Genomic DNA, 12063 nt, shown 5'->3' with positions numbered 1-12063 from the left:
GGAGCGGTCATCGCGTTGTACTCCTGAAGGACTGTGAGAGGTCATCCAGAAGATCACGCGGTGGCCGCCTTCATGCCTCGGCCCGCTGATCGCGGGGCCGTCACACACCACCTTGGTGGACGCCACCGCGCCGTGCCACCTGCACTCGAACGACCAGCGCCACAGCTGGTGAGACCTGCTGCTGAGGAACCTTCCACTCACCAGTCAAATAGGATACTGTAAAGAACCTGATCGACTGATGTGGAGGCGTCGCGCGGATGACTGCAAGCCTGCTTGCTGCTGCTCACACGGAGGACCTCCTGAGGGCGGCGCGTAACTGCGACACCGTCGGAGGGGCGAGTGCGGAGGACGGTTTGCACCGCCGCACGGAGCGGCTGGCCGCAAGGTTCGCGCTTCGCTTCGGCGCCGAACCGGCTGTCCTGGCGGCAGCCCCCGCAACCGTGACTCTGCTCGGTGGACCCAACGGGGTGTACGTCGGGTCGTCGATGAGGGCCGGCGTGGACCGCCATGCTCTGGCCGCGGCGGCGGTCGGTCCTGGAGGAAAGGTGGACGTCCTCACCGATCGGGACTTCCGCGCCGGTGCGGGGCTCGCTTCTCGTGCCGCGGAGCGCTGTGCGGTGCGACGCGCCTTGGTCGCGCTCGGCCAGGCTGAACCGCTGCCACAGTCGGACGCCGAGCTGACGGCGCGTCTCGGTCGCCCTGGGACGGCCATGGTGGTCGGGACCAGCCCTCGGAATGTGTCGCACGTCGCCCTCGACCTCGCCGCTTGGGGCTTGTCCATGATTCTGCTGGACACCGGAGCCCGGCACCTGTCTAGCGACGGCGCACTGCCTGCGCGCCGGCGCGTGCTGGACGAGGCTGCAGCCCGACTGGGCACCTCACTGCAGGCGGCCACGCCGGAACAGCTCTCCGAGATGGCAGGCGGACCCGACCCGGTGGTCAGTCGGTGTGCGCGACACGTGATCACTGAACGGTCGCGAGTCGCTGCTGCGGTGCAGGTGCTCACCATCGGAGACGTCGGGGCCCTCGGAGAGCTGATGACCGCGTCGCACAGCTCGCTCAGTCGTGATCTGCGCACCACCACCCGACCTGTCGACCGCACCGTTGAAGCGGCCCTCACGGCGGGCGCCGTCGGGGTCCGCATGACGGGAGCCGGCCTGGGCGGGTCGTTGCTCGTACTGGTGCCCACCAACCTGGAGAAGGAGGTCCTCGTAGCCGTGAACGAGGCCGCGGCTCACGGGGGGTTTCTCACGCCGCGCCCGACCCCACTCACCCTTGCCGGTCGTAGCTGGGTGGTCAGTTGAGCAGCACAGCACGAAGCACGGACCAGGAAGCCCACATGACAAGCGGAACCAATACGCCGCCCAGCTCCCCGATCGCTCCGGCGAGCATTGCCAGCCCTTACTTTATGGACCACTACCTGAGGTCATGGCGAGAACGCACACACCGGTCTCCCTGGTGACCGCCATGGTGGACGGCGTGCCGCAATGCTCGCCCGGGTCCGTGGGTCAGGTCGCTTTGGCGTCAATGTCCTCGGGAACACCTAACGTGCTGCTGGCCGAGGCGAAGGTGCCCTACGACAGCGTGCTTGAGATGGGCGAGATCAACGACGACTTCGCCGGCACCGAAGACCCCACCAGCCCGATCGCCGGCATGCCCGTGCTCAAGGTGTGGGAGGCCGACCAGGTGATTGTGTTCAAGCGGTCGATGAGCACCGGCTACGCCGGCGTGTAGAACCCGCTGTTCTTCCGGGACAACAGTCGGATGCCTTTCGGCGACGCCCGCGAACGCGTCGAGGACATCCTCGTCGCCCTCCCCAAACCAGACCGCACGGCCACCGGGCGCACCTTGCAGCATTGAGGCGCTCAGCGGCTACGGACAGGAACTGGAGGTCCAGCGAACGCCGACCTCTGCGGCTCGAGAGGGATCACTGCGCATGTTCACGGCGACGCTGAGATGCGGCACGGAGCTCAGCTATGAGGCCCGCACGTTCCGGCCGGATCCCGGTCATCTCGTGCCGTGTCGTCACCACGGCTACTGCGCCGTTCAGGTGACGGGTGGTTCAGCTTCGGGGGGCGCCTTCTCTCCGCGGGGACGCCCCCGGGCGCAGAGCGAACTGTTGGACTGGCTACGCGGCCGCTCGGAGGCTTCGGTGCATGCTCTGCGGCGGGAAGGGTTCACGCTGCGGATGATTGCTGCGGCCGAGCGGGCCGGTGTCCTCGACGTGGACCTGATCGCGGGGCGAGTCGTTGTCCGCCCGACGATCGAGAAGTCCAGTGCGGCTGACGGCTGAGGATTGGGTCGTTCGTGGTGCCGCTGTCATGCCGGGTTGACAAGGGCGTGCAGTACGTCGCCGTGCGCTGCACCCGGCGACTGGCCGACACTGGTGCAGTCACTTCGGGTCGGTTCCATCGGCGACAGCTATGACAACGCGCTGGCCGAGGCGTTCAACTCGCTGACCGAGGCCGAGCTCATCCCCAAGCGCGGTCCCTGGAAGGGCATCGCTGACCTCAAGATCGCCATCGCCGAGTCCGTGAACTGGTTCAACCACCGATGCCTGCCCGGCGAGATCGGACTGATCCCAGCGGCCGAGCACGAGGACCACTTCCATCGGCACAACGCTGCTGCGACTGCCGTCGCCGTGTCAGTCTCGAGCCTCCGCTGAACTCGCAGCGGGACATGCTTGCATGCCAGGTTCGAGGGGACGGGAGGCCAGCCTCGTGGTCCACCACTAGCAAAGTTCTGCGTTGAGCCTCGCACTGACGAAACGCTGGTCGATCTCATTCCTGCGCAGGCGGCGGTCCTGGCAGATCAGGACAAGCTCCATCCAATGGCGATTGCGCTGGTAGGGGGCTTCGCCGCTCATCACGACGGTCGTGTCGCTGCGGTGCATCACCACGCGCACGACGGGAGTGCGGGACTCGGCTACCGCCTCATGGCGCGTTCGTTGTCGCGCCGACCGGCCGCCTGACACCCGCCTGTTGGTCGACCACGCCGCACCCCCATGCCGTGGCACTCAGATCCGGGCCCGGATCTCCTGGCCCCGTCGCTCGATGTCCCGGCGCAGCTCCCGGCGCAGCTGGGCGGCGGCGTGCCGGCGCTTTTGGTCGGCGCTGACCGGGATCAGCGGTGGCACCGGGACCGGCCGCCCGTCCGGCCCTATGGCGACCATGGTGAAGTAGCAGCTGTTGGTGTGCCGGACCTCGCGGGCAACCAAGTCTTCGGTGGTCACCCGGATGCCGATCTCCATCGACGTCCGGCCGGTGTAGTTGACGCTGGCAGCGAAGGTCACCAGTTCACCGACGTGAACGGGCTCACGGAAGATGACCTGGTCGACCGAGAGCGTGACAGCGTAGGCGCGGGCGTAGCGGCTGGCGCAAGTGTAGGCAACCTGGTCCAGCAGCTTGAGCAGCAGACCGCCGTGCACATTGCCGGAGAAGTTCGACATGTCCGGGGTCATCAGCACGGTCATGGACAGCCGATTCAGCGGCTCGTCGGGGTCGACTCGTTCGCTCATCTGCGGCTCCTCAGTGGCGGTCGGGTGCGTGGACGCTACGGCGCTGGTGCTGTGCGTGGTGGGGCGGCCCTCTCTCGCCGTTCCTTTTCGACGCGGCCATTGACAAGGTCGCCGGTACGGCCGCCGCGGCGCCGGATTTCGAGGGTCAGTAGCAGCGGCGGAGCGAGCGCCCACAACAGATCGGCCCCGGCGGCCACGAGTCATCCGACGAGCGCAGCCTCGAGCGCCGCGAGAGGGCGAGCCCCTGTCCCGTGCCGGCTCCGGACCCCGGCCTCAGGCGTCATGACATTCCATCGTCAGCGCGCCGACGGTCAGGGCCGCTCCGGCCCAGGCCGAGAGCGGCAGCAGTCCGGTGACGGCGTCCCTGCCGCCGCCCCATTTGGCTTCGTTCGGGACCGTTCGTGGTGGTCCAGGGAAGTACGGGGATGTCGCTGATCTGCACAAACGTGCGTCCGTGAACTAGCCCGAACGCCCCGCCGACGACCGGGGGAGTAGGAGTCCGGGTCAGCTGCGGGTGGCCTTGCCGGAGGCTTCGGGGTGGATCGGCGCGTCGGGGCCGGGGGTGCCGAGGTGGCGTTCGAAGCCGGGGGGGATGACCAGGTCGTCGGGGTTGAGCTGGTCGATCGAGGTGTGGCCCAGCCCGATCAGCGTCGAGCCCAGGCCGTCGCGGAGCAGGTCCAGCACGTTCTCCACGCCGGCCTGCCCGTTAGCGGCGAGGCCCCACAGGTAGGCGCGGCCGATCATCACGGCCTTAGCGCCCAGCGCGAGGGCCTTGGCGACGTCGCCGCCGCGGCGGATGCCGCCGTCCAGCAGCACCTCGACCTGGTCACCGACCGCCGCGGCGACCGCGGGGAGGGCGCGGATGGAGGCGGGGGTGCCGTCGAGGTTGTTGCCGCCGTGGTTGGACACGGAGATGGCGGTGACCCCGGCGTCCACGGCCCGGTGGGCGTCGTCGACCCGCATGACGCCCTTGAGCATGAACGGCGCCTCAGGCCACAGTCCGCGCAGCCAGGCGACGTCGTCCCAGGTGGGCATGGGGGAGGCCATCCACTGCCCGTAGGCGCCGAAGAAGGTGGGTGCGGGCTCGCCGGGGGTGGCCACCATGTTGGGCACGGCGAGGTCCGGGAGCTGGCCGGTCTTGGCGAAGTCCCACAGCCAGCGCGGCTTGAGCGCGACCTGCGGGGCGTACCGGCGGACCGCCTCGAGGTTGATCTTCTCCGGGATGAACGGGCTGCCCCAGTCCCGGCCGTAGGCGAAGGACCAGTCCAGGGTGGCGATGAGGCCTGCCGCGCCGGCCTGCTTGGCCCGCTCGACCTTGGCGGCCATCACGTCTCGGTCGCCGACCCAGTACAGCTGGAAGAACGTCTTCGGGTTGGCCGCGATGACCTCCTCCATCGGCTTGCTGGCCATGGAGGACAGGCCCATCGCGGTGCCGCGGGCGGCGGCGGCGCGGGCGACGGCGACCTCGCCGTCGGGGTGCACGGCCTGCACGCCGGTGGGGCTGATCAGCACCGGCAGGGAGACGTCCTGGCCCATCACCGTGGTGGCCATCTGCTTGTCGTTGGCCAGCCCGGCGGTGTGCGGGGCGAAGCCGAGCTCGGCGAAGGCCGCGGTGTTGTCATCGACCGTGAGTCCCCGCTCGGACCCGGCCACCAGCGCGCCGTACACGCCCTTGGGCAGCCGCTTCTTCGCCCGCCGCTGGGCCTCTGCCACTGACTCGAACCACGCATTCGCCATTGAGTCACTCCAGGAGATCAGGCGTCGACCGCCGTAGTCGGGCGGCCATCAAGGGGCTGGCACTGAGTGCCACACGCGCCGCTGTCCATAGGTACCGGTTTCCTCCCGTCACCGTCAAGGCCGCGGCGCGACCTTCCAAGCTTGCGCGTGGCACTGGGTGCCACTAGCTTTCGGTCTCGTTCGTTCGTGAACCAGCTCACTCCGGAGGAACCGTGCCCGAGCCGTCGCAGGACCAGGCCCAGACCACCGAGACCCCCGGCGCCGTCGAGGAGCCGCTCGTGGAGGAGTCGCTCGTCGAGGAGGTCTCCATCGACGGCATGTGCGGGGTGTACTGATGTGCGGGGTGTACTGATCGACGCGCCGGCCGCCGGGCCGGCCTTCGACCCGGGCCTGCCCTGGCGCCGGGCGCGCTCGGTGGCTCTGCGGCCGGAGCCGTTCGGCGCGCTGGTCTACCACTTCGGCAACCGGAAGCTGTCCTTCCTGAAGTCGAAGACGCTTGTCGAGGTCGTCGAGACCCTGGCCGACCACCCCTCTGCCGCGGCCGCCCTGGTCGCCTGCGGGGTGCCCGACGCCCAGATCCCCGCCTACGTCAACGCGCTTGCCGACCTGGCCCGCTCACGAATGATCGAACGTCGGGAGACCCCGTGACCGCCGTCCTGCCCACCCGACCCGAGCGCCCGGTGGGCGGGCGGCTGATCGACCAGTTCGAGTACGGCCTCGACGCGCCCATCTGCCTGACCTGGGAGCTCACCTACGCCTGCAACCTGGCGTGCGTGCACTGCCTGTCCTCCTCCGGACGGCGCGACCCCCGGGAGCTGTCCACTGCGGAGGCCGAGGCGGTCATCGACGAGCTGCAGCGGATGCAGGTCTTCTACGTGAACGTCGGCGGCGGTGAGCCCACGGTGCGGGCGGACTTCTGGCACCTGCTGGACTACGCGATCGGTCACGACGTCGGGGTCAAGTTCTCCACCAACGGCATCAAGCTGGACCGGGCCCGGGCGCAGCAGCTGGCCCGCACCGACTACGTCGACGTGCAGATCTCCCTGGACGGCGCCACCGCCGAGGTCAACGACGCCGTGCGCGGCACCGGCTCGTTCGCCACCGCGACCCGGGCGCTGGAGAACCTGGCCGAGGCCGGGATGAAGGACTTCAAGGTCTCCGTCGTCGTCACCCGGGAGAACGCCGGGCAGCTGGACGACTTCAAGGCGCTCAGCGACCGCTACGGCGCCCAGCTGCGGATCACCCGGTTCCGCCCGTCCGGCCGCGGGGCCGACGTCTGGGACCGGCTGCACCCCACCCAGGCCCAGCAGCGCGAGCTGTACGCCTGGCTGCTGGCCAACGGCGACAACGTGCTCACCGGCGACTCCTTCTTCCACCTCTCCGCCCTCGGTGCGGCGCTGCCCGGGCTCAACCTGTGCGGCGCGGGGCGGGTGGTCTGCCTGATCGACCCGGTCGGCGACGTGTACGCGTGCCCGTTCGCCATCCACGAGCAGTTCCTGGCCGGCAACGTCCGCTCACCCGGTGGTTTCCAGCGGGTGTGGCAGCACTCGGAGCTCTTCGCCGACCTGCGCAACCCGCAGACCGGTGGTGCCTGCACCAAGTGCGCGCACTTCGACGCCTGCCGCGGCGGCTGCATGGCGGCCAAGTTCTTCACCGGCCTGCCGCTGGACGGCCCCGACCCCGAGTGCGTGCAGGGCTACGGCGAGACCGCGCTGGCCGCCCGCGACGCCGCCACCGCCACGCCACGGAGCCACCTGGACCACTCCCACACCGGCCCGGTACGCGGCCAGCCCACCCTGCTGGGCATGCCGGCGATCCCGGCCAAGCCGTGCGACGAGTCCCCGCTGGCAGCCGCCCGACTGGCCTGACGGTCGTGGCTCGAAAGCTTCGTTGCCCATGGCGCCTTCGCGGTCGCGGAAGCGCCTGACCTGGCACGCCTGATCGGTCGAGAGGAGAGGGCAACCTAGTGAGGCGAGGCCTCGACGCTGCACGTGGCGGTCGTGGAGCGGGGCCGAGTCGGGCTGGATACTCCCCGGCCAGCGAATGTCTGGGATGGCTCGATTGACCACCATTTTTGCCACCATTGGGACCTGTTCGCCCCGGTTCGCGACCAGTCGCAATGGTCCAGCCGAGTCACTGACCTGCGAATACGCGCAACCGCGAACTACTGCGCACCCCCTGCCGACGACCGGAGGTCAAGGGGTCGCAGGTTCAAATCCTGTCAGCCCGACAGAGAAACAGCAGTTCAGAGGGGCTTCGTCCGTGAGGGCGGAGCCCCTCTGCTCGTGTTTACTGCAACCGGTACTGCAACCGCGATTTCTCGCGGTCGCTGTCAGCAGGGAAGAGCGTCGTCCAACCGGTCGGCAGCTTCGCGCTGCTGGGCCGGTGTCACGTGGCTGTAGATGTCCGCCGTAATCGCATACGACGAGTGTTCGAGGTGCTCCTGACCGACCTTCGTGTGGGTGCCAGCCGCCAACGGCAGGCTCGCGGCGGTGTGCCGGAGGGTGTGGAGGGTGACCTCCGGCAGTCCAGCCGCCCGGGTGAGCTTCTCGAATCGCCGCAGCACGTTCCGCGGCTCCAGGGGCGTGCCGATCTCGGTGGTAAAGACGAGGTCGTGTTCGAACCAGTTCTCGCCAGCCTGGATGCGCTCCTGCTGTTGGCGCTCGTGATGAGCCGCCAGCGTCGCGATGGCGAAGCGGGGGAGCGGCACCCGGCGGCGAGACTTTGATGTCTTGGGCTCGCCCAGTTCAAGACCCTGGGACGTCCGACTGAGGGTCCATCGAACCCGGAGGATCTGCTGCTCGAGGTCGATGTCGGACCAGTGCAGACCCAGCGCCTCACCGCGCCGGAGCCCGGTGGCGAGCATGAGCCGGATGAGCGCCTCGATGCGATCGCCTCGGACGGCTTCCAAAAGGCGGCCTGCCTCGCCAGCGTCGAGGTAGACCGCCTCCTTCCGTCGGGCGGCCGGTCGTTGGACCTTGGCGGCAGGGTTGTCGCGCAAAAGCCCATCTCGGACGGCGGTGTCCAACGCGGCTCGGAGAACGGTGTAGATGGTCGGGACGGTCGGCGCAGACAAACCCTCTCGTCGCTTGGCCAGGACGAGGGCCTCGACGTCCGACGGCCGCAGCAGGTGCAGGGGGCGACGACCCAGCGCTGGAATGAAGTGCTTGCGGGTGACCATCGAGTAGCGGTCGATCGTCGCCTGCTTGCGGCTGCTGGCGGGCAACGCCGTCGACGTCCATTCCGCCAGCCAGGCGGCGAGCGTGATGCTGGAGTCTCGGACCGGTGCCCCCGACTCCAATCTCTTTTCGACGGCAGCGAGCTTGCGGAGGACCTCTGCCTGGGTCTTGCCGTAGACGGTCGGGCGCCTGAGCCTGTCGGCGTCGTCGCGATAGGTGAGCTGCCCAGCCCACGTGCCGTCCGGCCGTCGGTAGATGGAGCCTTCACCGTTCGCGCGCCTGACCATCGGCTCCCTCGCCTCCGTGGGTCTGCCGGTCACCGTCCTGGCTTGAGCGCTGCCGTCAGGGACGGGAGTCGAGCGATCGGCGACTGGATGGGAGAGCTGTCAGCGGATTCGTGCGCCCTCGTCGGCCTCGGAGGGAGTCTCGAGGCGATCGACGTAGCGCAGGAGCTCAGCTAGGGACAACCGGCAACTGCGCCCGATGTGCACAGGACGCAGTTCCCCGATCCTCATCAGGGTGTACACAGTCGTGCGGCCGACCCGGAGGACCCGCGCGGCCTCCTCGGGCGTCAGCAGCGAGGTGTGCAGTCCGGCGCCGGGGATGCCAGCTCGTGCGGCTGCGACCTTGAACGCTCTCGGTTGTGCCGAGGGGCTGGAGTAGGCCGTCGGAAGTCCTCCGCGGTCGACTGATCGGCCCCCGCCCGCCTCATGAGCTCTCAGACGATCAGGCGTCACCTTCCCCGGGTCGTGGGGCGTCCACCCCATCCGCGACTGCGGGGGGCTGCAGATCCTCGAGTTGAGCGGGGTCGAGAACCTGACCGGTCGAATTGTCGGTCGGGATGACTTCGGCGGGATCGGGTGACAGGGGAGTGGGGTCGGTCATGCATCTGTTCCTGCCCGCGGTATGCCGGAGTACACGTCCCCGTTCTGACCGCTGGCCGACTCGACATCCAGGGCGTCGACCTCTACAACGAAGTCGGGGCCCGGGCCAACGCGACGGACGGTCCGCCACCAAGCTGCGTGAGCCACGGGCCCCCGGGCGTCTGCGTGTCTCGGGTGGGGAGGAACCCTGGGACGCCCGGCGACTCGGCGTCGAGTGCGGAATCGGGACCCGCCGGATGTGGTCTGCCCAGCGCCAGACGTCATCGGCGATGCTCTGGGCCAGCCAAAGCCCGCCGGTTGTGAACAGCGCCGTATCACCGTTGACAACGAGCGACCCGGGGAAAAGCGCGGGTGCTTGGCGGCTCCCCCCAGCATGGAGATCTCTCCTCACACCACAGGTAGCTCAGCAAGCGGTGCGCCAACGTATCCGGGCAGTACAGCATGGCGCCATGCGCAGACGGACGTCGGCGAACCAACGCGCGCCCTGTGCCGACGAGAGACCGAGAGCTCGAAGCGAGCCGCTGGACGGCGGTACGTGTCGGCGGCCGCATCGGGCATGTGCGGTTGCAATCGCGTTCCCAGTCTGATGGACGGCGTTGAGTCACTACCGCCGGCGAGGCTCGCGTTGAGGTACAGGAGCCGAGCGGCCGATGGAGTCGGGCGCCGCTGCAGCCCGAACACCACCCCGGTCAGGGCCGCTCACGATCGCCTCCACAGCGGGCGCGGTGGCGGCTCGTCGTCGGCACCCCGCGCGTCCAGCGCCTCGGCCGTGGTGTGCGCCAGCTGCAGTACCTGCACCAGCAGCGGCACGAGCATGAGGAACATCGGCCGGGTCGCCCCGCGGGCCGCCTGCGCCTCGCGGATCCGGGCCCCCCGCTCGGCGACCAGCGGGATGAAGCGCAGCGTCATCGCGATGGCCAGCCCGATCCGGCCCGGGCGCACGCCGACCAGACGCAGCGGCGCGCACAGCCACTCGATGACCGCCACCAGGTCGGCGACCTTGCTGGTCGCGGTGACCACCGCCGCGGCCAACACCAGCGCCGCCAGTCGCAGCACCGCCAGCGAGCCGCTCGCCAGGTCGGTGACGACCAGGTGGAACGCCAGCAGCCCGACCAGCCACAGCCACACCGGGCGCAGCTGGGCCAGCAGCTGCCTCGGGGTCAGCCGGGCCCCGCCCAGCGCGAGGACGACGACCACGGCCAGCGCCGCGGGCGCCACCGGGAGCCGCGGTACGGCGAACAGCAGCACGCTGAGCGCCCCCAGCGCCGCCAGCTTCACCCCGGCCGGGGTCCGGTGCAGCGGGCTCAGCCGGGGCGAGTACAGGGCCAGCGTGCTCATGACATCCGCGCCACGTACCACCCGACGGTCTCGTCCGGGCCGCCATCGGCGACCACCCGGCCGTCCTCGACCACGAGCACCCGGTCGAACCCGGCCAGCAGGTCCAGGTCGTGGGTGACGACCACGACGTCCTGCTCCAGCTCCTCGATCACCCGCCCGACGCGCCGCCGGTTCGCCAGGTCCAACAGCGTCGTCGGCTCGTCGAACACCACCCGCGCTGGCCGCATCACCAGCACCCCGGCGATCGCCAGCAGCTGCTTCTGCCCGCCCGACAGGAGGTGCGCCGGGTGGTCGGCGTGCTCGGTCAGGCCGTAGCGGGCCAGCACCTCGGTCACCCGCTGGTCCCGCTCGGCCGCCGGCACCCGCTGGTTCTGCAGCCCGAAGGCGACGTCCTCGGCGACGGTGGGGTGCACGATCTGTGCGTCGGGGTCCTGGAAGACGAAGCCGACCCGGCGGCGCACCGCGCGCAGGTCGGTGGCGGTGTCCAGGCCGTCGACCAGCACCCGCCCGGAGGTCGGCAGCACCAGCCCGTTGAGCAGCCGGGCCAGGGTGCTCTTGCCCGAGCCGTTGCTGCCGATCACCGCGACCCGGTGCTCGGGCAGCACTAGCGAGACCTCCCGCAGCACGACACGGTCGCCGTAGGTGTGGCCGACGTCGAGGAGCTCGATCCCGCTGCGGGAGCGGACGGCGGGGTCCTCGGCCGGCGGGGCGGCCCGCCGCCACGCTCGGGCCACGGGGGAGGAGGTCAGCGGTGCGCCGGCTGCCGGGCGGGCAGCTCGATCACCGGGTAGGAGCGGCGGACCCTGTCGGCGACCAGCGCGGCGATGAACGCCTTGACCAGGTCACCGGGCAGGAACAGGAACGACCCGGTGAAGCTGGTCCACAGCGGCACGTCGGCGTACAGGCTGGTGAACGGGATGCCGATGGCGTAGATGACGACGATCCCGCCGAGTACGTTGGCCAGGAACGCGTAGCCGGCGTTGAACCGCCGCCAGAACAGCTGGGTCAGCCAGCCGATGACGAACGCGGCGATCGGCCAGCTGTACAGGTAGCCCGCGGTGGGTCCGGCGAAGACGCCGAGCCCGCCGTGCCCGCCGGACAGCACCGGGGCGCCGACGGCTACCACGGCCAGGAACAGCAGCAGCGCCAGCCCGCCGCGCCTGGCGCCCAGCACCGAGCCGGCCAGCATCACCCCGAGGGTCTGCGCGGTGATCGGCACCGGGATCACCGGGACGGCGACCGGCGGGATGACCCCGAGCACGGCGACGATGGCGGCGAAGAGGGCCACGTACGCCAGGTCACGCGTCCCTCCGTTTCCGGTCTTCGATCGCGTTCGAGCAGGTGTGGGGTCAGCAGCGCGGTAGGACATCGGATCTGTACCTTTCGACGAGGATGTGGATGGAGGGTT

Annotated in this window: 15 protein-coding genes; 7 read left to right on the top strand and 8 right to left on the bottom strand. The window is 69.8% G+C overall.

All coding sequences use genetic code 11. The features are described 5' to 3' along the window. The first annotated feature begins 545 nt into the window (after window positions 1–545). The 4 genes from FHL80_RS18775 to FHL80_RS18760 all read left to right on the top strand — a co-directional run bounded on the left by FHL80_RS18775 (window position 546) and on the right by FHL80_RS18760 (window position 2665). Window positions 546–1304: a galactokinase gene (locus FHL80_RS18775; RefSeq protein WP_216870870.1), complete on the top strand. Its 759-nt coding sequence runs from the start codon at window positions 546–548 to the stop codon at window positions 1302–1304. Between the two features lie 163 nt (window positions 1305–1467). Further along, window positions 1468–1734, top strand: coding sequence for an NAD(P)(+) transhydrogenase (Re/Si-specific) subunit beta (locus FHL80_RS26790; protein WP_281283544.1), 267 nt, complete (start codon window positions 1468–1470; stop codon window positions 1732–1734). A gap of 202 nt (window positions 1735–1936) precedes the next feature. Further along, entirely contained in the window at window positions 1937–2293 is a 357-nt protein-coding gene (locus FHL80_RS18765; protein WP_138734883.1) for a hypothetical protein, read from the top strand. Between the two features lie 93 nt (window positions 2294–2386). Beyond that, complete coding sequence (locus FHL80_RS18760) at window positions 2387–2665, top strand: hypothetical protein (protein WP_138734882.1); 279 nt, start codon at window positions 2387–2389, stop codon at window positions 2663–2665. Between the two features lie 66 nt (window positions 2666–2731). On the opposite strand, the gene FHL80_RS25700 is transcribed toward FHL80_RS18760, so the two are convergent. The 3 genes from FHL80_RS25700 to mftD form a co-directional block, all read right to left on the bottom strand. Then, window positions 2732–2905, bottom strand: a complete 174-nt coding sequence (locus tag FHL80_RS25700) for a hypothetical protein (protein ID WP_216870869.1) — start codon at window positions 2903–2905, stop codon at window positions 2732–2734. Between the two features lie 111 nt (window positions 2906–3016). Beyond that, window positions 3017–3517, bottom strand: coding sequence for an acyl-CoA thioesterase (locus tag FHL80_RS18755; RefSeq protein WP_216870868.1), 501 nt, complete (start codon window positions 3515–3517; stop codon window positions 3017–3019). Window positions 3518–4021: 504 nt separating this feature from the next. After that, window positions 4022–5254: a pre-mycofactocin synthase MftD gene (mftD, locus tag FHL80_RS18750; protein WP_138734881.1), complete on the bottom strand. Its 1233-nt coding sequence runs from the start codon at window positions 5252–5254 to the stop codon at window positions 4022–4024. Between the two features lie 212 nt (window positions 5255–5466). On the opposite strand from mftD, the gene mftA reads away from it, so the two are divergent. The 3 genes from mftA to mftC are packed head-to-tail and all read left to right on the top strand — an operon-like array spanning window position 5467 to window position 7122. Continuing rightward, the gene (mftA, locus tag FHL80_RS18745) at window positions 5467–5589 is read left to right on the top strand and encodes a mycofactocin precursor MftA (RefSeq protein ID WP_138734880.1); all 123 of its coding nucleotides are present in this window, start codon (window positions 5467–5469) and stop codon (window positions 5587–5589) included. Between the two features lies 1 nt (window position 5590). Then, window positions 5591–5902 (top strand): mycofactocin biosynthesis chaperone MftB, encoded by a 312-nt coding sequence (gene mftB / locus FHL80_RS18740; RefSeq protein ID WP_246078791.1) that lies wholly within the window; start codon window positions 5591–5593, stop codon window positions 5900–5902. After that, window positions 5899–7122: a mycofactocin radical SAM maturase gene (gene mftC, locus FHL80_RS18735; protein WP_138734879.1), complete on the top strand. Its 1224-nt coding sequence runs from the start codon at window positions 5899–5901 to the stop codon at window positions 7120–7122. The genes mftB and mftC overlap by 4 nt, the downstream gene beginning before the upstream one ends. A 464-nt stretch (window positions 7123–7586) precedes the next feature. On the opposite strand, the gene FHL80_RS18730 is transcribed toward mftC, so the two are convergent. The 5 genes from FHL80_RS18730 to FHL80_RS18710 all read right to left on the bottom strand — a co-directional run bounded on the left by FHL80_RS18730 (window position 7587) and on the right by FHL80_RS18710 (window position 11952). Continuing rightward, window positions 7587–8720 (bottom strand): tyrosine-type recombinase/integrase, encoded by a 1134-nt coding sequence (locus tag FHL80_RS18730; protein ID WP_138734878.1) that lies wholly within the window; start codon window positions 8718–8720, stop codon window positions 7587–7589. Window positions 8721–8819: 99 nt separating this feature from the next. After that, window positions 8820–9200 carry a helix-turn-helix domain-containing protein gene (locus FHL80_RS27115; RefSeq protein ID WP_138734877.1) on the bottom strand — a complete coding sequence of 127 codons (381 nt, stop codon included), beginning with the start codon at window positions 9198–9200 and terminating at the stop codon, window positions 8820–8822. A gap of 816 nt (window positions 9201–10016) precedes the next feature. After that, complete coding sequence (locus tag FHL80_RS18720) at window positions 10017–10655, bottom strand: energy-coupling factor transporter transmembrane component T family protein (RefSeq protein ID WP_138734876.1); 639 nt, start codon at window positions 10653–10655, stop codon at window positions 10017–10019. Then, a complete protein-coding gene (locus tag FHL80_RS18715) occupies window positions 10652–11389 on the bottom strand; it encodes an energy-coupling factor ABC transporter ATP-binding protein (protein ID WP_138734875.1) in 738 nt (245 codons plus the stop codon). Before FHL80_RS18715 ends, FHL80_RS18720 begins: the two co-directional genes overlap by 4 nt. 11 nt (window positions 11390–11400) lie before the next feature. Further along, on the bottom strand, window positions 11401–11952 hold the full coding sequence (locus FHL80_RS18710; protein ID WP_500684524.1) for a biotin transporter BioY: 552 nt from the start codon (window positions 11950–11952) through the stop codon (window positions 11401–11403). Window positions 11953–12063: the final 111 nt, after the last annotated feature.

It is taken from the genome of Modestobacter excelsi (assembly GCF_005930495.1).
In the GTDB taxonomy this organism is placed as follows: domain Bacteria; phylum Actinomycetota; class Actinomycetes; order Mycobacteriales; family Geodermatophilaceae; genus Modestobacter; species Modestobacter excelsi.
Note: the sequence above shows the minus strand (reverse complement) of the source record. Positions and strands in the feature narration are given on the sequence as shown.

Bases quoted from the DNA above. Each gene is read 5' to 3' on its own strand.
- FHL80_RS18765 (WP_138734883.1), top strand. From the start codon at position 1,937: ATGTTCACGGCGACGCTGAGATGCGGCACGGAGCTCAGCTATGAGGCC.
- FHL80_RS18730 (WP_138734878.1), bottom strand. From the start codon at position 8,720: ATGGTCAGGCGCGCGAACGGTGAAGGCTCCATCTACCGACGGCCGGAC.
- mftD (WP_138734881.1), bottom strand. From the start codon at position 5,254: ATGGCGAATGCGTGGTTCGAGTCAGTGGCAGAGGCCCAGCGGCGGGCG.
- FHL80_RS27115 (WP_138734877.1), bottom strand. From the start codon at position 9,200: ATGGGGTGGACGCCCCACGACCCGGGGAAGGTGACGCCTGATCGTCTG.
- FHL80_RS18755 (WP_216870868.1), bottom strand. From the start codon at position 3,517: ATGAGCGAACGAGTCGACCCCGACGAGCCGCTGAATCGGCTGTCCATG.
- FHL80_RS18720 (WP_138734876.1), bottom strand. From the start codon at position 10,655: ATGAGCACGCTGGCCCTGTACTCGCCCCGGCTGAGCCCGCTGCACCGG.
- FHL80_RS26790 (WP_281283544.1), top strand. From the start codon at position 1,468: ATGGTGGACGGCGTGCCGCAATGCTCGCCCGGGTCCGTGGGTCAGGTC.